At 45.5% G+C, this 19512-nt stretch carries 20 protein-coding genes; 10 read left to right on the top strand and 10 right to left on the bottom strand.

The window, feature by feature from the left end:
* Positions 1 to 41 precede the first annotated feature (41 nt).
* Positions 42 to 575: a dihydrofolate reductase family protein gene (locus A9237_RS23785; protein ID WP_039840396.1), complete on the top strand. Its 534-nt coding sequence runs from the start codon at positions 42 to 44 to the stop codon at positions 573 to 575.
* A gap of 146 nt (positions 576 to 721) precedes the next feature.
* The gene (locus A9237_RS23790; RefSeq protein ID WP_237358440.1) at positions 722 to 1765 is read left to right on the top strand and encodes a hypothetical protein; all 1044 of its coding nucleotides are present in this window, start codon (positions 722 to 724) and stop codon (positions 1763 to 1765) included.
* A 98-nt stretch (positions 1766 to 1863) separates the two neighbouring features.
* Here the strand turns inward: A9237_RS23790 and fabG are convergent, their stop codons facing one another.
* On the bottom strand, positions 1864 to 2583 hold the full coding sequence (fabG, locus tag A9237_RS23795; protein ID WP_078609868.1) for a 3-oxoacyl-ACP reductase FabG: 720 nt from the start codon (positions 2581 to 2583) through the stop codon (positions 1864 to 1866).
* A 440-nt stretch (positions 2584 to 3023) separates the two neighbouring features.
* Between fabG and A9237_RS23800 the strand changes: the two genes are divergently transcribed.
* Positions 3024 to 4508: a DUF1800 family protein gene (locus A9237_RS23800; RefSeq protein WP_078609869.1), complete on the top strand. Its 1485-nt coding sequence runs from the start codon at positions 3024 to 3026 to the stop codon at positions 4506 to 4508.
* Positions 4509 to 4513: 5 nt separating this feature from the next.
* A complete protein-coding gene (locus A9237_RS23805) occupies positions 4514 to 5860 on the top strand; it encodes a DUF1501 domain-containing protein (RefSeq protein ID WP_078609870.1) in 1347 nt (448 codons plus the stop codon).
* Positions 5861 to 6004: 144 nt separating this feature from the next.
* Here the strand turns inward: A9237_RS23805 and A9237_RS23810 are convergent, their stop codons facing one another.
* Genes A9237_RS23810 through A9237_RS23820 form a run of 3 tightly spaced genes read right to left on the bottom strand, consistent with a single transcriptional unit; the run spans position 6005 to position 8861 of the window.
* Complete coding sequence (locus A9237_RS23810; RefSeq protein ID WP_078609871.1) at positions 6005 to 6799, bottom strand: metal ABC transporter permease; 795 nt, start codon at positions 6797 to 6799, stop codon at positions 6005 to 6007.
* A 3-nt stretch (positions 6800 to 6802) separates the two neighbouring features.
* On the bottom strand, positions 6803 to 7729 hold the full coding sequence (locus A9237_RS23815; protein WP_078609872.1) for a metal ABC transporter solute-binding protein, Zn/Mn family: 927 nt from the start codon (positions 7727 to 7729) through the stop codon (positions 6803 to 6805).
* Entirely contained in the window at positions 7719 to 8861 is a 1143-nt protein-coding gene (locus tag A9237_RS23820; RefSeq protein WP_078609873.1) for a hypothetical protein, read from the bottom strand. Before A9237_RS23820 ends, A9237_RS23815 begins: the two co-directional genes overlap by 11 nt.
* A gap of 313 nt (positions 8862 to 9174) precedes the next feature.
* Here A9237_RS23820 and A9237_RS23825 point away from each other — a divergent pair, with 313 nt between their 5' ends.
* The gene (locus A9237_RS23825; protein WP_005439149.1) at positions 9175 to 9828 is read left to right on the top strand and encodes a cupin domain-containing protein; all 654 of its coding nucleotides are present in this window, start codon (positions 9175 to 9177) and stop codon (positions 9826 to 9828) included.
* 68 nt (positions 9829 to 9896) lie between these two features.
* On the opposite strand, the gene A9237_RS23830 is transcribed toward A9237_RS23825, so the two are convergent.
* Positions 9897 to 10136: a YdcH family protein gene (locus A9237_RS23830; protein ID WP_078609874.1), complete on the bottom strand. Its 240-nt coding sequence runs from the start codon at positions 10134 to 10136 to the stop codon at positions 9897 to 9899.
* Positions 10137 to 10369: 233 nt separating this feature from the next.
* On the opposite strand from A9237_RS23830, the gene A9237_RS23835 reads away from it, so the two are divergent.
* Both A9237_RS23835 and A9237_RS23840 read left to right on the top strand, forming a co-directional pair.
* Positions 10370 to 11173 (top strand): SDR family NAD(P)-dependent oxidoreductase, encoded by an 804-nt coding sequence (locus A9237_RS23835; RefSeq protein WP_078609875.1) that lies wholly within the window; start codon positions 10370 to 10372, stop codon positions 11171 to 11173.
* 326 nt (positions 11174 to 11499) lie between these two features.
* Positions 11500 to 12372 (top strand): B12-binding domain-containing radical SAM protein, encoded by an 873-nt coding sequence (locus A9237_RS23840; RefSeq protein ID WP_005439157.1) that lies wholly within the window; start codon positions 11500 to 11502, stop codon positions 12370 to 12372.
* Between the two features lie 63 nt (positions 12373 to 12435).
* Here A9237_RS23840 and A9237_RS23845 read toward each other — a convergent pair whose 3' ends face one another.
* Together A9237_RS23845 and A9237_RS23850 are read right to left on the bottom strand one after the other, a co-directional pair.
* The gene (locus A9237_RS23845) at positions 12436 to 13350 is read right to left on the bottom strand and encodes a LysR family transcriptional regulator (protein ID WP_005439159.1); all 915 of its coding nucleotides are present in this window, start codon (positions 13348 to 13350) and stop codon (positions 12436 to 12438) included.
* A gap of 105 nt (positions 13351 to 13455) precedes the next feature.
* Complete coding sequence (locus tag A9237_RS23850; RefSeq protein ID WP_078609876.1) at positions 13456 to 14325, bottom strand: AraC family transcriptional regulator; 870 nt, start codon at positions 14323 to 14325, stop codon at positions 13456 to 13458.
* 130 nt (positions 14326 to 14455) lie between these two features.
* On the opposite strand from A9237_RS23850, the gene A9237_RS23855 reads away from it, so the two are divergent.
* Both A9237_RS23855 and A9237_RS23860 read left to right on the top strand, forming a co-directional pair.
* On the top strand, positions 14456 to 15604 hold the full coding sequence (locus A9237_RS23855) for an aminotransferase-like domain-containing protein (protein WP_078609877.1): 1149 nt from the start codon (positions 14456 to 14458) through the stop codon (positions 15602 to 15604).
* A gap of 437 nt (positions 15605 to 16041) precedes the next feature.
* A complete protein-coding gene (locus A9237_RS23860; protein ID WP_078609878.1) occupies positions 16042 to 17070 on the top strand; it encodes a hypothetical protein in 1029 nt (342 codons plus the stop codon).
* A 129-nt stretch (positions 17071 to 17199) separates the two neighbouring features.
* Here A9237_RS23860 and A9237_RS23865 read toward each other — a convergent pair whose 3' ends face one another.
* The gene (locus A9237_RS23865) at positions 17200 to 17526 is read right to left on the bottom strand and encodes a DUF4156 domain-containing protein (RefSeq protein ID WP_009706294.1); all 327 of its coding nucleotides are present in this window, start codon (positions 17524 to 17526) and stop codon (positions 17200 to 17202) included.
* 79 nt (positions 17527 to 17605) lie between these two features.
* Entirely contained in the window at positions 17606 to 18070 is a 465-nt protein-coding gene (locus A9237_RS23870; protein ID WP_009706295.1) for a hypothetical protein, read from the bottom strand.
* Positions 18071 to 18312: 242 nt separating this feature from the next.
* Between A9237_RS23870 and A9237_RS23875 the strand changes: the two genes are divergently transcribed.
* Positions 18313 to 19020 carry a lipoate--protein ligase family protein gene (locus A9237_RS23875; RefSeq protein WP_078609879.1) on the top strand — a complete coding sequence of 236 codons (708 nt, stop codon included), beginning with the start codon at positions 18313 to 18315 and terminating at the stop codon, positions 19018 to 19020.
* Positions 19021 to 19081: 61 nt separating this feature from the next.
* On the opposite strand, the gene A9237_RS23880 is transcribed toward A9237_RS23875, so the two are convergent.
* Positions 19082 to 19510 carry a VOC family protein gene (locus A9237_RS23880; RefSeq protein ID WP_038895605.1) on the bottom strand — a complete coding sequence of 143 codons (429 nt, stop codon included), beginning with the start codon at positions 19508 to 19510 and terminating at the stop codon, positions 19082 to 19084.
* Between the last annotated feature and the right edge of the window lie 2 nt (positions 19511 to 19512).

The raw sequence follows: 19512 nt of genomic DNA on the forward strand, positions 1-19512 counted from the left end.
CTTTAGCTTGGCTCAAGCATCACCATTTTGATGAGGTACTCATGGCAAATATCGTATTTATTGCAACCAGTCTGGACGGTTACATAGCAGATAAGCAGGGCAAACTTGACTGGCTACATTCAGTACCAAATCCAGACAACATTGATACTGGCTTCTTCTCACTGATGGAGCGTATTGATGGCTTGGTAATGGGGCGCAACACCCTAGATGTCGTACTGAGCTTTGATTGCGATTGGCCATACAGCAAACCTGTGTTTGTACTCAGCAACACCATGACGGAAGTGCCACAAGGCTACGAAGACAAAGTCTTTCTAGTAAAAGGAGAGCTAAAAGATGTGCTTGCGGATCTAAACGCAAAAGGCTTTAACGACCTTTACATCGACGGCGGTGTAACGATTCAGAACTTCCTGAAAGAAGATCTTATCGATGAAATGGTGATCACGCGCTTCCCTATCCTACTTGGCGGCGGCGCACCTCTATTTGGGGATTTGGAACAACCATTGAACTTCAAAGTCACCAAGAGTGACGTTGTTTTGGATACCTTAGTTCAAACCACTTACGTGCGTGAAAGGTAGACCCTGTTTTCAATAAACAGTTACTTTGAACTTTCTATGTCTATTTTGACATCCCGAATGTTAGTACAATCTGAAAATATTTATGTATCAGAAACTTATTGTTCGGTGAAAAAATGTTCTTCAGTAGCGAATCTAGTACAATGGCAATGGCTTCGTTTACCAAGCAGGCGAAGCTATCTGCATTTGATGGCGAATATAAAGTCTTTCAAGTGCGTCTAGAAAGGGCCCAACAAATTGTTGGGTACATAATGCATCAACCCGATAAGTGGAGCGAAAAATGTCAATTCAATATAGAGTGGATTGGTGATCGGTTCATTGAAGAATTAGGTTCGTACAGAGCTGATTCAATAGAGGAGCTAAACTCTATCTACACAGCCGCTTACCGGTTTCTATGCGAGTTTGATTTTTTTGTGGGTAATGGAAAATCCATTTCATTCGAGTTAAGAGCACTAAAAACTGCAATTCAAAATGACGCAACCAAATTAGATAGTGAGGTGAGCTCTCAGATCATTTATGCGTCATACATGATGCCGGCAGAAATGACTAAAAAGTTTGTAAATAGCCAAGGTTTAGATGCTGTCAGAAGCTTTGACGAAAAGATGCAGAATGCACATGATTTGAAAGAAAAATGGGATGTGGAACTCGAGCAGAAGGAACGTGCTGTTGAGGCTCTTGCAAAAAAGCTAGATCATTTTACGACTGGTTATAATTTTGTTGGTCTTTACAAAGGATTTAGTGAACTTGCCGATAAAAAAGAGAACGAACGCAAAGCCTTGTTGAGGACTCTCTATGTATTCGGAGCTCTTATAATCACTCCTCTGTTAATCCAATTTTCAGCTAATTTAAGTGCAACAACCCCAGTTAACTTTAAGTGGACAAATTTGTTCAACCTAGCCCCTCTCATATCAATAGAGCTAGTTCTAATTTATTTTTTCAGGATTGTTCTTCACAATTACAAATCTGTGAAGACACAGATTATACAGATAGAACTAAGACAAACTTTATGTCAGTTTATCCAGAAATACGCTGAATATTCTTCGACAATAAAACAAGATGATCCAACAGCTTTAGAAAAATTTGAGAATTTAATCTTTAGCGGCATCTTGTCGGACTCTGAAAAACTGCCGAGTACATTTGATGGTCTCGACCAAGTAGGCTCGATGCTCAAAAGCCTAAAGGGCACAAAATAGTAAGCGGCTCATAATTAACAAATGTACTTCAAATTAACTCCAAAAACGCCCTTCACTCAGATGAAGGGCGTTTGTTATTTGAGTCTTTAGTTCTTGGATTAAAGCACTAACCCACCGTCAATCTTGAGCACTTGGCCTGTTATGTAGGCGCTCTTGTCAGAGGTGAGGAAGGAGACGCCATTGGCGATGTCTTGGACTGAGCCCATTCGGCCTAGTGGGGTTTTGCCTTCCATCATTTGAATGACTTTCTCTGGTAGGTTCTTGGTCATATCGGTGGCGATAAAGCCTGGCGCGACGCAATTGACGCGGATTTGCGCGCCCTTTCTTGATAGCTCTTTCGCCCAGCCTTTGCTCATTGAAATCACACCACCTTTACTTGCGCCGTAGTTGCTCTGGCCGATATTGCCATCCGTTCCCACGATAGAAGATATGCTGACAATGCTGCCTGAGCCCTGCTCTAGCATGACAGGGGCAACGCGCTGGGTGAGTAAGAACACCGCTTTTAGGTTCACGTCGATAACGCTGTCCCAATCTTGCTCTAACATGTCTGGCAACAGTGCATCGCGAGTGATGCCCGCGTTGTTTACCAGCGCATCGATTCTTCCGTGCTGCTCTACGATACTTTCTACCACTTCGCTGACGGCGGCTGCATCACACAAGTTGACTTGATAACTGCTTAGCTGCGCCGACTGGCTCCACTCCACGGGCGATATATCTAGCCCGACAACGTGGAATCCATCCTCCAGTAATTGCTCACAAATCGCTTGGCCAATACCACGAGCCGCACCAGTGACTACTGCTACTTTTTCCGGTTTCATCTTGGTCTTCCTTAAATGTTGAGATTACAAATTCGCTTGTATCCCTAGCGTTTTTTGTTTTTATGCCTAGTCGCGTTACAGCTGCGCTTCTCATACGCAGGGTCTTTCATATCTTATAAAAACTATAGAAACAGTCTGGGAGCCGGATGTGAACTAATCAAGACAACTTGATGATGGTTTGCCAAATAGTTCGTTTCCGTCACCGTTCTGCCGAACAACCTGTGTAACAAATGCGCTTTTTGTTGAATAACTCGCCTTTCATTTAAAGCTCAGAAGAATAATTTTTAGATTAGGCAGCAAAGTCACATTAAACCTGTGGGTATTACATTCTTGATATCAAAAATCTGGATTACGATTTTAAAGATACAGCGTGTTTTTAAACATGGACGTGAAAAGAGACGCCTTACCTGACAAAGATAAGAATACCTACGGGAGATAAAATGAATCAGGCTTACATAGACGCAGCAAGAACGCTGCAACAATGCACATTTGGGGGGTCCCGACGTGACATTAATGACCTTGTTCAATCAGGAAACATTGAAAACTGGGTCGCTCAACAAACACTTATTCCCTCTTCTTCTTGGTTGACGCACTTCGAGCAAGATGAGCTTAACGTACCTGACTTGGGGCAAGGTCTATACTACGCCAGCAGTTGGACGCGCATGACAGTGGAAGGGCAAGACATCCTGCGCCAACGCATCGCATATACCCTCTCCCAACTCTTTGTGGTGAGCGTGAAAGATCCGGCGTTCAGTGCCGCCTCTAAGCGTCGCTACATGTGCCAATACTTTGATGGGTTGCTCGATAACGCTTTTGCTAACTTCCGAGATGTGATTCGTTTTGTGTCGACATCGCCAATCATGGGTGAATATCTGACCTTCGTAAACAACGTTTCTAATGAGCTCACGGCCCCAGATGAAAACTACGCACGAGAGCTGTTACAGCTGTTCACGCTTGGTCCAGTCAAACTGCGTAATAACGGTGAAGTACGCTTGGATGCCGAAGGTAACGAAGTTGCATCATACACCCAAGAAGACATTGAAGAACTGGCTCGTGTCTTTACAGGTTGGAAATTCATCGACATTCGCGGTAACGACAAATACAGCCAGCCAATGGAACCGCGTGGCGAACACGACATGGGTGAAAAACGCATTCTTGGTAAGAAGTTCCCTGCCGGCGTAAGCGCAGTAGATGAACTGGAAGCCGTGATTGAACTCTTGATGAACCAAAACACGCTTTACACCTTTGTGACCAAGTTCTTCATCAATAAGCTTGTGACCAGCAACCCTAGAGCGGGCTACGTTCGCCGTGTGCGCCGCGCATTCAAGCGCTCCGATGGCGATATGCAAACGCTAGTAATCGCGATTTTAACCGACAAAGATGCCCTGCGTTCTGGTAACACAGTAGGTAAACTGCGTGATCCACTGTCTGTATTTACGCATGCGATGCGCGCGCTACAAGTGAAGCGACGTGACGGTGTGATGATGTGGCCGAAGCAGTTCAACTGGTATAACCGAACGCTGCCTCTGTCTGCCCCTTCTGTGTTCTATTACTACCAACCGGATGATGCGCCAAACCACCCTGATTTTAATGGTCTGGTTGCCCCCGAGTTCAATGTTTACCAATGGCACGACATCTATCAATACGGCATTCAATTCCGCGAGTTAATCGCTCGTTTTGAAGAAGAAACCAAAGATTGGTACATGGATGAAGCGCTATTCACCCGTTACCTTGCTTTTGACGACGAAGGCGTTGTGGATTACCTCAACGAGCATTTATTTGCTTACCAAATGAGTGAGCAAGCACGTCAATGCTACCTCGATTACCTCGCTCAGTGCCCAAGCCGCCAATCTAAATGGCGTAAAGAGATCAAGAATCTCGTTATGAACGCACTGCTTTCACCAGAATTCATCACACAGGGGTAATCACCATGAACTTAACTCGACGTCGATTTTTACAAGCAGGTTCCGCTGGTGTGGGGATTTCTGCGCTTAACCTTGCTGCATTTCCAGCCTTCGCTGATTCGTTTAACCAATGCAAGAATGGCTATCGCGCTGTGGTTGGTATCGACCTTGCGGGCGGTAATGATGGCTACAACATGCTTATCCCAACCGCCGCTAACGCCAACAGCCAATACCGCGCGCTACGTGGCAACTTGGCTTTGGATGAGACAACCTGTATCTATTTAGACGCAGTAAACGACGAGGCCAAACTGGCACTTAACCCAGCAATGGCAGCACTCAAACCTTATTGGGACAGTGCTAACCTTGTGCCTGTGGTGAACCTCGGCCCGTTGACTCAGCGCGTAAACAATGTGATTTACGATGAAAGCACTCGTCCGGCGCACCTGTTCAGTCACTCGCATCAATCCACTATGGTGCAGTCTCACGCCACCAAGTCACTGTCGAAAGAAGGCTTTGGCGCTAAGACATCCACGGAGCTTGGCTCTATGCTGCGTAGTCTGAACGAGTTGTCACCGATGTTTGATATTGGCGGCACACAAGTATGGACGAACTGTATTGAAGCCCAATCCAACTCGGTCGGTTCTCAGCCACCAAGTGATATTTTCAACGATCAACGCTCACGCGATCTGTTCGATCAGCTGCAAAGCACGGGCAGCTACGGCAATGTCTTCCAGTCTCATTATGCGGGCGTTGCTGTGGACTCAACCAGAATGTACGAGCAGTTCAGTGCGATTCTAAATGCCGAGATCCCCGACGCATTCCCAGAAACGCGCATCGGTAAACAATTGAAAGCGGTCTTTAAACTGCTGCTACATAAGGACCAGTTCCAACATCCTGCGCAGTACTTTAGCTGTAAGTTGGGCGGGTTCGATACTCACTCAGCTCAAATCAGCCGCCAAACAGGTTTGCTACAAGAACTGGCAGAAGCCATGGCCGCTTTCCAATTGGCACTTGAGAACAACGGTTTGTTTGAGCAAGTGACGACGTTTACGCATTCTGAATTTGGTCGAACTCTGATTCCGAACGGTACAGATGGGACTGACCACGGCTGGGCAAGCCATGCATTAGTCATGGGCGGCGGTGTAGCCGGAAAAGCAATTGTGGGTGAATATCCAGACTTATCTGAGACGAGCCCTTACTTGCTTTCACGTGGTCGTGTGATTCCAACTATCTCTTCTGATCAGCTTCATGCGAGCTTAATGGCATGGTTAGGGCTGTCTGAAACGGGAATTAATCAATTATTCCCTGCGCTGGATAACACTTTGACAGATTCAATCCAACCTCAGACTCTACCTCTGTTCAAATCTTGCTAAGATAGTAGGAGATAAGTAACTAAGTAATCAGTTAATAACTAGCAAGGTTACTAATAAGAAAAAGCAGTGCTAAACAAAAGGCTCCGTTCACGCGGAGCCTTTTTATCATTAGGCCAAAGTTCGAGTAGATTCCTCAGCCTGTTTTCATGCCGTCTCTTCATAAACGGATTGCGCTTTTGACAACCAAGGCTGAAGCAAAAGATTGAACAACATGCCCGCGATGAACAAGGTGATTACGATACTCGCCCCACTTGGCAAGTCATAACGCGCTGACGCCGCGATACCCGACAATATCCCAACAATGCCAATACTGATGCTTGCAACGAAGAATCTTGTTCCTTTCAGTGCCGCCGCACACAAGGCCGGAATCACCAACAAGGCAAATTCCAAATAGATGCCCGTTAGCTTGACCGTAATCGGCATTAATATCGCGAAGATGAGATAGAAGCCACTGCCCTGCATGAACTCTGGCTTCACCCATACCAATAACAACATCGCTGCGGTGATTAATGCCAAAGGCCAAACATCATCCCATGTCGACCACAATAACTGCCCGTTGAGAATGCCTTGAATAAAATCGGCACCGTGCGGGTCTTTGCTCACCAGTAATATCGCCAGTGACGCCGACACCACAAACAAGCTGCCAATCATTGGCTCTAAATGCTGTTGGTAGCGCTTTTCCATTAAGGCGATCAGACAGCAAAGCAATAACGACATCACCCAAGGGCCAACCATTTCACCAAAGAAAGAACCAGAAAAGAGATCGTATTGGTTCAACCAATAGTGACTCAGCGCAGCTCCCAAAGCTGCAACTTGTGCCACCGCCAAATCAATAAAGATAATTTGGCGTTTTAACACTTGCTGCCCGAGCACCACGTTACCAACCAGAGCAATCAAGCCACACAGCACCGCTGGTAATAGCCATGCATAATCTGCCATGGCTTAGATCTTCACCGGAACAGGTTGCACGAGCACATCCAACAAATCATCGATAACTTGGTCGTACATTTCATCCAAGCTTTCGCCATCAGAAACCGTTAAAGGCAGCTGAATCAGCGGCTTATTGGTTTGTTTCTGTAGCCAGTTTGCTGGACGCTGGTCTTGATGCGACGAGTAGACAATCGCTTCAAAAGAATCCGAGTCCAACTTAGTTAAAGATTGAAGGTGAGAAGTGGTAGGAGAAATGCCCGGCTTTGGCTCTAGGTCAGCGATTTGTTCCATGCCAAGCCAATCGTATAGATAACGGTAGGTTTCGTGATAACCCACCACTTGTTTACCCCTTAATGGCGCAGCTTTCTTATTCCACTCATTAAGCTTTTTACGCCAGTGAGCGCGGAACTTCATACCATTCACTTGATAGCTTTGTGCGTTCTCAGGATCGATGCTCTTCAAACGTTCTGTTACAGCACGCGAAATCGCAACCATGTCATTCGCCGCAAACTGCACATGTGGGTTTCCGTGCGCATGAATGTCCCCCATGCTGCGGTCGACATGATCATGAGTGTCTAACATGCGCACGAAATCGGTCGCGTAGATCATACTTTGTGAGCCGTTTTGTACCGCACCATTGCTACTGCGAACTTGCAACATAGGCAACCATCCTACTTCTAACTCCGCACCAGAACACATTGCCATGTCGGCTTGACGCATCTTTGCAATCAAAGAAGGGCGAGCTTGTACATAATGAGGATCTTGCTTGGCGGTGGTCGCGGAATAGATGGTCGCGTCTGGGGCGTGACTTTCGAGAAGGGCTTTCCATTCTGGCTCACAAACAAAGATATTAAGAGCCAAAGCAGGTGAAGAGATGATGGCAGCCCCCGCCGCCATCATCGCTAAACTGCATTTGTTTAATGTCAGCTTAGAACGCATGTGCACCGTGCGCTCCAAATGTCATCACGTATTGCAGAGTGAATACGTTGTCTGTCTCGCTGTCTTGATTATCAATGCGAGAGTATTGCGCACGGATAGTACCAAAGTGAGAAGAATCCCATGCGATCATCGCATCCATTTCTTTATCATTCAGTGCTGTGAAGTGCATGTGGTCGCCGTGCGCGTGACCATCGTAACTTTCTGCTTCACCGTAACGTAGACCTGCTGACCAGCTTGGGTTAAAGCGATAAACACCCGATACGTAGTATGCGCTTAGGTTGTCTGGCGACTCAGCATCGTTCTTGTATTTGCTGTCTACCACACCGTCTAGCAACATGTATTCCGCAGATAGCGTGAAGTTGCTGTACTTGTAGTTACCATCTGGTGCCCACTTCCATACAAAGTCTGCACCGTATAAGTTTTCACCCGTTACCGCAGCTGCGTGGCTATGGTCATGATCATGCTCATCTGCGTGGCCGTGATCATGGTCTTCAAATTCTGTTACCTTACCGTTTTCGTTACGCAGGTAGCTCAGGCCAAACTGCCAGCTTGAAGACTCAGAGAAATCGCTGCCAAGCTTAAGTGTTGTCGTGTAAACGCCAACTTCAGAACCATCTTCAACAGAAGACATCTTGCTGCCGCTTAGTGCTTCTACACCCAACTTCACATATAGGTCTGTCGGAAGAACGATGTTTGCGCGCACACCGTCATCGTAGTAATGCGAGCCAAGGAAAGTACGGTAAGCAATTGGACGCTCAACAAAGCTGTCCGTGTGCATGTGTTGGTTGTTCAAGTAACCAAAGTCAGACAGGAAGCGACCTGCACGTACATTTAAGCCATATGGTAGTGCCAGAGTCTCGATAAACGCCTCTTCAAGCATCAGCTCGGTTTCGTCACCGTGGCTTTCTAGAACCGCCGTCAGTGCGCCGTGGAATTTATCATCGATGTTTGCAGACATGTTTAGCTCAGTATGACCCAGACCAAAACCTTCTTCACGCTCTGAGTTATGACGCTGGCCATCTTGATAGTAACCGTCTAGTACCACGCCAATCTGAGGGTTCGAAAGCGTATCGGCAAAAACTGGGGAAACAAACAAGCTACCAACCGCTAAAGAGACCAATTTCTTATTCACTACGTTTTTCCTTATTTTGTTATGTTATAACACCATTTGATATTTCGCGGATGTTATAACATAACAAACACTAAAAAAAGTGTAGCTTGTAACATTTTGTAAATTTAGTTTTTATGAAAATTATCAATAACAATCATAAGGTTAATTAGAAGAACCTTGCTTCATCGTCGTGTTTATTCCTATACGTCCTGCTCTGTTGTGATCTTTCCAATGCAAGTGAGTAAGTGAAAATCTCGCGCTTCAAGGGTTGAAAACCGACCTGTGTGAAACTACGTATACTTAAACAATGCAAAGCAAATACTGGAAATACGCAATGATAAACATGGACTTTTCACAACGTTTGGTGATTAAAACTGGCGAACAAGATTGGGTAGCCAGCCCAGCCGCTGGTGTATGGCGCAAACCGTTGGAACGAGAAGCGAAAGAGTCTGGGCATACCACCAGCGTGGTGAAGTACGAGCCGAACTCACAGTTCTCGACGCACCCTCATCCATACGGAGAAGAGATACTGGTGCTCGAAGGGGTGTTTTCTGACGAGCATGGCGATTACCCTGCGGGGACTTACCTCCGTAATCCTCCGGGAAGCCAACATGCCCCTTTTAGCAAAGACGGTTGCGTGATCTTAGTGAAACTCAATCAATTTGATCCTAACGATCTAGAAACTGTTCGCATCAATACCAACCAAACCGAATGGTTGCCAGGTATTGGCGGATTAGAGGTGATGCCATTGCACAACTTCGAACACGAGCATGTTGCGTTGGTTAAATGGCCTAAAGGTGAAAAATTTCAGCCACACCGCCACTTTGGAGGTGAAGAGATCTTTGTCCTATCTGGAGAGTTTAAAGACGAACTTGGGGAATACCCTACCCACACTTGGCTACGCAGCCCTCACATGAGTGAACATTTTCCTTTCGTCGAGGAAGAAACGGTTATCTGGGTCAAGACTGGCCATTTGCCTGTCGATTAATCGAGCCCTTTAAAAAAGCAAAACGGCTCGAACATTCGAGCCGCCATCAAAGACACTTAACAGGTCAATTAAGCGTTCATAATTTTTGAGTAAAGCCAGTCTTTTAGCTCTGCACGGTTATGTTTCATCGTGTTCATTTCGTGGTCGTCGATTGGGCTTCCTCGCAATTCTAGTTGGCGTATTTCCTTGTCGAGCGTGTTGTAGTTTTTAGCGTTTTCAGCAAACGTGGCGTCATCTGCCGTAAGTTGACTAATGGTATCCAAATGTTCTGGGAATTCATGAGTTAATGAGTGATTTTCACCTAACATAGAGACCTCTTTGGCTGAGTACATTTCAAGTTAAATAAGCTGCTCAAATCTTAAGCAACGCTTAAAATAACCATAGCATTTCATGAGCGGTTAATTCGTCGTATCGCCCACAAAAAGACTAACAAATTAATTTTCAATATTTTCTATAAAGTGTTTCCCTCACTCTCCCAATAGTCGAACGCCAAAGATGCCACTATGATTGTTGCATATCGAATTCAAAAGGAATCTCAATTATGCAAAAAATCATCCTGATTACTGGTTCTACAGACGGCATTGGTCTAGAAACAGCAAAAATGTTAGTGGCAGATGGTCACCACGTAATTGTTCATGGCCGCAACGAAGCAAAAGTTCAAAACGTAGAGCAGAGCTTGATTGAGATGAACGCTGGCAAAGTGGAAAGCATCGTAGCTGATCTGTCTTCAGTCAAAGCTGTGAAACAGATGGTTGCGGAAGTGGCAGAGCGCTTTGGCAAACTGGATGTGATCATTAATAACGCAGGCGTGTTCGCGACACCTAATTCAAGAACTCAAGCAGGTCTTGATGTGCGCTTTGCCGTTAACACCATTGCGCCGTACATGCTGACAAAAGAGTTGCTACCACTACTTGGTAACACAGGTCGAGTCGTAAACCTATCTTCTGCGGCACAAGCGCCAGTAAGCATCGAAGCCTTAATGGGCGACAAACCACTGTCAGACGGTGAAGCTTATGCTCAAAGTAAACTGGCATTGACCATGTGGTCACGCGTTATGGGATTGCAGTTGAAAAACGTCGGCCCTATGGTGGTTTCCGTCAATCCAAAATCATTCCTTGGCAGCAAAATGGTGAAAGACGCTTACGGTATCGCGGGTAATGACATTAGTTTGGGCGCAGACATTCTAATTCGTGCTGCACTATCGGATGAATTTGCTCAAGCGCATGGTTCGTACTTCGACAACGACATTGAAGCTTTTGCCGCTCCTCATCGTGATGCGTTGAATGACACCAAATCACAACAAGTGGTAGACGCGATTGAAGCAGTGATTGCTAAACTCGCTTAATTCAACACGGTTGATTCCTGTTAAACACCTAGCTTCGGCTGGGTGTTGTTGTTTTTACGTACTGATTTCTGTGTATTGGTTTCTGTGTACCAGTTTCTAGCGTTTCTGTTTATCACGTTTTGGTCTCGTGCTTCTAAAACTGCCACCATTGCTCATTTTCAATAAAATCTAAAAACTCATTCGATATAAAGGCTAATTATCAACAAACCCTTCTCTTGTTAATCTTCAGCCATCGGGAAAAAACGCCAGACTCAAACGCGTTCGTTCCCATTATCTTTCGCGAGTGATGACATCGAATCATCCCGCTTTTAACTGGAGATCCAACTATGAACTATGAGGGCAAAGTTTACCGACCATGGCCGGAATACCGCAGCATCTTAATCCAAACCACATTGGGTTGTAGCATCAACACCTGCACGTTTTGCAGCATGTTTGATGACAAGCGCTTTAAGGTACGCCCTATTGAAGACGTGATTAAAGACATTGAAGAAGCGCGTCTTATCTACCCACATGTAGAATCGATCTTTTTGATTGATGGTAACGTTATGGCGGCACGTACGGATTACTTGCTTAAGATCTTCGACAAACTGCGTTCCACCTTTCCTGAATGCAAAAAGATTTCTCTTTACAGTGGACTGAACGATTTCCGCCGTAAAACCATTGCTGAATTGAAAGAGCTAAAAGATGCGGGTTTAGATATGGCCTATTCTGGCCTTGAATCTGGTGATCGTGTTGTACTTGAGCGCATTAAAAAACGCATGTCACCAGAGCAAGCGATCGAAGGCATGGCAATGGCAAAAGAAGCTGGCATTGAAGTATTGCTGTCTTTCATCTTTGGCCTTGGTGGTCGTGAACGTTCAAAAGAACACATTATTGCGACAACAGACATCTTGAACCAAATCAATCCTGAACAAATCGCTCCGATGGCACTTGCGATTCAGCCAGGAACGGTGATGGAACAAGAAGTGAAGAATGGTGAGTTCATTATGCCAACTCAACTTCAAGTGCTTGAGGAAGAGAAATACCTACTCGAAAACTTGAACATTGATACCTTCTACTGGGGCGACCATGGTAACAACATCGTTCCTCAAAAAGGTTGGTTGTTGGATTCACGCGAAGATTTTCTGAGAAACATCAATCACGCGATTGCATCTAACCCAATGGCAAAAGACAACGTCATCCAGACTTTCTCTTGGTAGTCGTTCTCTTTCTCGCTAGATAAACACAATAAAAAACGCTTTCCGAGTGGAAAGCGTTTTTGTTTATTTCTGATGGGTAGCCAGTTCGGTTTCCCAGTAAGGTGGCTGCCCGTAATACTCGGCAAAGTAATCAATAAAGGCACGAACCTTAGGTGCGATCAAACGTGAGCTAGGGTAAACGGCCCAAATGCTGGCGTTCATCACCAATGGATAGTCTTCCAAGATTTCTACCAACTCACCAGCTTGAAGCTGTTTGTAGACACTCCAAATAGAGTTAATCGACACACCAAGCCCATCGATACAAGCATCGCGCATCGCATCGCCGTTATCGGTTCTAAAGCTGCCAGAAGCGCGCATCGCATAATGACCATCTGGGGTTTCAAACACCCAATTGTCTAGCCCCATTAGCGTCACGCATTCATGCTCAGCAAGTTCTTGCGGTGTTTTCGGCGTACCGTGCTTTTCTAAATACTCTGGTGAAGCAACAATGATGCGACGATCTGGTGCTAGTTTGCGTGCCACCAGCGTTGAGTCTTTCAACTCTGCAAGACGAATCGCGACATCGAACCCGCCTTCAACCATATCAATGATGGAATCGGAGAAACGAAAATCCACCGTAAGCTCGGGGTAAGCCGCCATAAAGCCTTTGAGTGCAGGCACAAGATGCAAACGCCCAAACGATGCCGGAGCCGTTACTCGAAGCGTGCCGGTTGGTGCGCTATGACCAACTCCTACCGCACCTCGCGCCGCTTCTACCGTTGCAAGCACTTCTTCAGCGTGTGGCAAAAATGCCTGACCTTCTTCTGTTAATGAGACCTTACGTGTGGTTCGGTGCACAAGGCGAACGCCTAGCCCTTCTTCCAACTTATTGATGTGGGCACTGGCAACGGCAGGCGATAATCCAAGCTCTTGTCCTGCCATACTGATGTTGTGCGTTGATGCCAAACGAACGAAAAGTTTGAGATGTTCTATATTCATTTTATTTTCAACTTATTCTATAAAGTCCGACGTCAATGTCGGGCATTTTCATCTGACACAATAGTAAAGCATTGAACGTGAAGCAAAGCTTTTTAAGAGAAATTGTTAGAAGAAACTGATAGGCAAGTAGAAATCTAATTCAAACGCTTCTTCATGATTTAAAAAGTGGTTTTGATGATAATGCACATACGCAGGAGTCGAGCGTTGCTTAAAGCCCGAGTTTGGCAACCATTTCTCCAACACCATACTGATTTGAGGCAGCAGCTCACCATACACACCAGTCAACCTGAACACCGCGTGTAAGCCACCCGGAATGGTCATCTGGTTCACTACGCCGCGATACTTAAGCGGTTTATCAATGGCCATACAGGCCACATAGCGACATTTGTCCAACTCAACCCAAGCCGGATTGGAATGATGCAAACCATATTGCGTAGAGAAGTCTCGGTTCTCTGAATTAGCCCACGCTTTTAACACCAGCCAAGCATTACGAATAGAGCGGTTGTAGCCTTCATGACGAACATAAGCAGCAAAACGCTGTGGCACTTCAACAATCTTTGGCTCAGGTAAGGTACGCTTCGAGACTCGATGGTAACCCGCTGCGACTTCAGGATCTTTGAGATACGGTTTTTCAGCGACGTGCAAATCGTGCTTACGCCAAGCTCCGGGCGACATATCAAACGTGGATTTAAAGGCACGGCTGAATGACGACACAGAACTGAAACCGCACTTATTGGCAATCTCTAATACCGACGATTTGATATCGAACATCAACTGATTTGCTGCGTATTCCATTCGTGTACGACGAATGTATTGATGAATCGACTCCCCTACCACATCTTTAAAAATACGGTGGAAATGCTGCTCAGAATACGCTGCGACATCGGCTAGCTCTTTAGCGGATAATTCTCTGCTAATGTCTTGGTGAATGTAGAACAGTACGTCATTGATTCTGGAAACCTGTTGCTGACTCATAATTTAGCGTTTGATTGAAATAGTATAAATGGACATATTTAACAGCATAAATGGACACACTTAAGTTAGCAAATCCCATGTACTATCTTCTGAATAAAACCAAAATTAAAAAATACGAGAAACACAACACATGGAAATCGCACAGTCACTACAACAAGTAAAGTCATCGTACATTCGAGAGATCCTCGCTGCCGCTAGCGATAAAAACGTCATCTCGCTTGCTGGCGGTTTGCCAGATGAGAAAACCTTCCCAATCGACTTAATGAAGCCGACGCTTGAAAACTTGGCCAACATGCCAGAGGTGTTCCAATATGGCTCAACCGCAGGCTATGGACCGCTACTTAACTTCCTAAACGGTTACTTCAAGCTTCCTGAAACACACACCGCGATGATCACCACTGGCTCTCAGCAAGGTTTGGATTTGATTGCACGCGCTTATGTGAACCCGGGTGACAAAGTGGTAATGGAAGCCCCAAGCTACCTTGGTGCGATGCAGGTGTTTGGCTTGGTTCAAGCAAACATCGTGACGGTTTCTCAAACTGAGTTCGGTCCAAACCTTGAAGAGCTAGAACAGTGCTTCGCTGAGCAAAAGCCGAAGATGTTCTATGCGGTGCCAGATTTCCATAACCCAACGGGCGTATGCTGGGCACTAGAAACGCGTCAAAAGGTTGCAGAACTTTGTATTCAATACAACGTGGCTTTCATCGAAGATGCACCGTACCGCGAGCTGCGTTTCTCTGGTGAAGCTTTGCCTTTGGTTTCTGATTTCTGTCCACAGAATTCTATCGTACTGCGTTCATTCTCTAAGATTGCATCGCCAGGTCTTCGTATCGGTGTGGTTACGGGTAAAACTAGCTACCTAGAACCGCTGATTAAAATCAAACAAGGTGCCGATCTGCACTCAAGCGTACCGATGCAAGCCCTACTGCACGGCTTGCTTCAACATGACAACTTCGAAACCCACATCAGCACCATTTGTGAACTGTACAAGTCTCGCTACGATGTGATGTACGCAGAGCTAGAAAAACAGCTTCCAGCGAGCTGCGTCCTCAAGCCTGTTGATGGTGGTATGTTCGTATGGGTAGAGATCCCAGAGTGCGATACCTTTGAGCTAGCAAAATCACTACTGTCGAACGGTGTGGCCGTTGTACCAAGCCCTGTCTTCTACCCAGAAGGTTCTGAAGTGAAAGCGGCACTGCGTCTTAACTTCACCAATGCAACACCAGAAGAATTAAAAGTGGCGGTAACACGCTTAGCAGACGTACTCAACGCGCTGTAATAAAAATTACACCTTAAAATCCAAATACCTGCCTTTGAGATGCGAATTAAGTCTCAAAGGCAGCGTTTCAAAAAGTTCCCAAAAAAATTTATTTTTTTCTCTCAAAATCAACTCTCTACGTTAAGTGTCTGTTTTCGCTTGATCCTCGCACTGTCGCAAAAAATAGATCTCGATCACGGATTTGAAGCCTTGAAAAGTTACGTCTATCTTTCAGAAAAAAGACATCGACCTTGCAGCATCATCTGCGAATTCAAACACTTTTGATCGTGACGGCTTATCACTATCGAAAGTCGAGCTGAAACCATCAGCAATGCAGTCTTGTGAAGATGAACGTGGCGAGGACGCAATTACAACCATTCTGAATGTCGCTATACCAATCCGCGATTGGACTTATACACGTCGGCTTAGCGCATCATATTACAGAGGGGTTTATCAGGATGAACAATCGACCATCGAAAGGACTCGTCGTCACTGGCTTGTCCGCCATGCTTTCTCTCGCTGCGATTCAAACCGCACAAGCGAGCAACTCACCAAACTGTAGCGACGTATTAGCCGGCAACAAAACTGCTGCGTCGCAGAAAATGACTGTCTTGCTGGGTGAAGACATCACCCAATCTAACCTCGTCACGACGGTGGTTCCGGCAAAAAACAATCCGTTTGTGACCGAAGAGTTAGTTTCAGTTTCAAACGACGTCTCACCTAACGGTTTACTGCCGAAAAAATCATTGGAAGAGATCAAACAAGTTCGTGACAACATTGAGAAAGCGGGCATTGAAGTCAGCAAACTCCAAGGTACGTTTGAGGTGGCGTTTGTCAGCCTAATCGACGGACACTGCCAGTTCTCAACCAACAAGCTCACCACTAACGCGAAGATCGACTTCGACCACTTAGAAGGGTTGTCTGCTTATTCTATCCCTGCACTACTCGCGATGGTTGATAAATCTTATGCGATGGCAGAAGCTCGAATTGAAGAAGAAAAAGCGCGTGTTGCGGAAGTTGAACGCGAGAAAGAACGACAAAGAGAAATGGCAGCTGCAGCGGCGGCCGCTCGATACCAAGATGCGAACGTACTTGTTCGAGTGGAGAAGTTTGATGGCTCTAACGTCACCTTCTCAGTGACTAACTTAGCCTCTGACGGCGAGTTACAACCGAACTTTAATACCTTCAGAGGTTATCAAACCGACAAGGGCGAGTTGATTTACAAATCAGAATCTTTGTTGAGCTTGGTCGATCAGGAAGGTAATGGCCTAACGACGATTGGTATCGCTGAGCTTGGCCCACAAGCGGGCAAAGACTTGACCATCTCTCCAGGAGAAACTCGTCAGTTCATCACCAGTATCGAATCAGAAGTCGCACCAGAAGCGAAGCTAAGCCTAGAGTTCCCGGCAAAAGTTCTGAACACGGATGACGCTTTCTCTTTGTCCTTTACGGATTCAGTTGCCATGGCGACCGCAGGGCTGAACTAAACAGCTGAGCTGAACTAAGTCGCAGGGCAGAACAAAATAGTAACCACGGCGTGTCCCTTGTCGTTCCTTGCTATGCCTTGAAGGCAAACACTAAAACGAAAAAAGCAGACATTAACGTCTGCTTTTCTTTTAGTTCTGACACTGATACGCGTTGGCGAACATGGTCACTGAGCTTGAGAAACCAAGTGGTTGATACAAGTAAAGCGTATCTGCCCCTAGCTCTGCTGCTTTAATGCGCATTTGGTTTAGTGTGCCCCAAACCATGTCTTTGTCTGCATGAAGCCAGTAATCATAAAAGTGGCCTTCTGAGCCCATTACTGTGCCTAGGTGCTGGCAGTTTGCGATTGCGTTTACATCATCCCAAATCACTTTCACTTGCTCGGACTCTTGCGTTGGGAAGGTCACGCAGCCAGTTAACAACGTTGCTAATGCTGCAGCAGTCATTAACTTTTTCATAATTTCATCGCCTTAGAATTAAATAGTCTGCGGATTCTATTTATCACCCATACGATGACCAACAAATTATTTTTATGCTTTACATAACAGCCTGTTTAGGCGCTTTTGTTGGTCGTTTTAACGCTCTTGCATCTCGAATATTCAACGTCATCAAAGTCAAATTAGTGAACCCAGCAACTAACTCCACGATTTGAACCACATAGAAAGTGGTATCAAACCGCCCAAGTTCCGCTAAGTGATGAAGGTAAATGGCTGATGGAACAAGAATCAAGATGCCGTTCAACGCAACGAAAGGCATACGCTTTTTCTTTGCCGCTAATGGGCCTTTCTTTACATTCGGAGCCATCTTAGACCCCGTAATACCAGCTACTGCCATTAAAGGTACTACCGCCCAAATCGCATAAGAAATATAGGTTTTGACGAACAAGATAGCTTGGTGATCACCAAATAATTCAACCAATACGGTGCTAATAAAAAAGCTCATGATGAGTAGGTACGCACTGATAGAGCTGAGTCGATGAGCTAGGCTGAGTGACTTTTTCATAGCGATATTCTCTTTTTCGATTTGATTTGAGTAGCGGTACGAAGTAAAGATTACACAACAATCATTGCGTAAGCAACATTTGCATTTGAAACAAATTGCAAACCTGATTCGATATTTGAGCATGAAGGATTTAACTTAATGTTTTTAATGAACATTTACTTTCAAACAAAAACAGAGCTGTGATTGGATTTTGTGAAGGAATTGGAGTAAAACTGAAGGGTAGATGAAAAGAGGAACTGAATTTGGCTTCCAAAAATAAACTGATCCGCTATCAATCCACTGAAGTCGCAGATGTTTTCAGTAAAGAAGATGAGTTGATCAAACTCGTGCAGACGGATCAACTCTCTCAAGTCTTACTGTTATGGCAAGTGAAAAGCCCAACGCTCGTCCTTCCTGCGGGCAAAAAGTGGCCTATTTCAGACGAGCTTGAACAAGGCCTTGAAGAGACTAACTGGAAACTATTCTCGAGAAAAACTGGCGGCGCACCCGTACCACAAGTTCCTGGAATCATTAATCTATCCCACATCTATCATTGGCCAGAAGGTCAGACATACGACATCAAAAAAGCATATCTCGACTTATGTTCTATCCTAGAGGTTTTCTTTGAACAACTTGGTGTAAAGGTTGATGTGCACGCAACACCCAACTCCTATTGTGACGGGGACTACAACCTAAACATCAATGGACAAAAAGTGGTGGGAACCGCACAACGAGTCTTACTGAAGAAAGGCGGCGGGCAAGTGGTGCTCTCTCAGGCCTGCATTCTTATTGATGCAGACGTAGAAAAGATCGTTGAACCTGTGCAGTTATGTAATCGCCTTTGCGGGCATAACGATGATATTCGCGGCGACGTGCATACTCCCCTATTCAATCATATAGAAGAAAGGCCAGATACTGACGCTCTGTTCCAACTGCTAACTCAAGCCTTTTTGGATCACGCCAAACACTAGCCTCACACTTAAGAGCAAGGTATACGCTCTATGCCTTGCTCCATCCTTGATTCAATAAATACTACTGAGTGTAATCATTTCGTTCGCTGTCTTTGTCCGACAGATACTCGACAAACTCAAACTGCATACCATGATCTTCCAAGTAATAGACGTTTTTACGAAATGGGTGTTCCGCGCCCCAGTGGTCAAGCTCATAACCCACTTCTTTTAATCGAGCTACGAGCGCATCAACATCAGGAACGACGATACCGAGATGTTTCATGCCAGTAAAATGTGTCGTCCAATGCCCAGCATCGCCATCTCCACCATCGGAGATCGCAATGTAAGAATGCTCATCTCCGACATGAAACCATTCGATAGGGCGTCCAAACCAGTCATCAAGCTTACCGCTGCCACGGATTGTCCACTCTGGAATAGCAGTCGTTAAAAATTCAATGGTTTTGCGCGCATTTACGACGGAGATATTGGCGTGTTCAACATAGCTTTTCATAA

Source organism: Vibrio owensii, from assembly GCF_002021755.1.
GTDB classification, from domain to species: domain Bacteria; phylum Pseudomonadota; class Gammaproteobacteria; order Enterobacterales; family Vibrionaceae; genus Vibrio; species Vibrio owensii.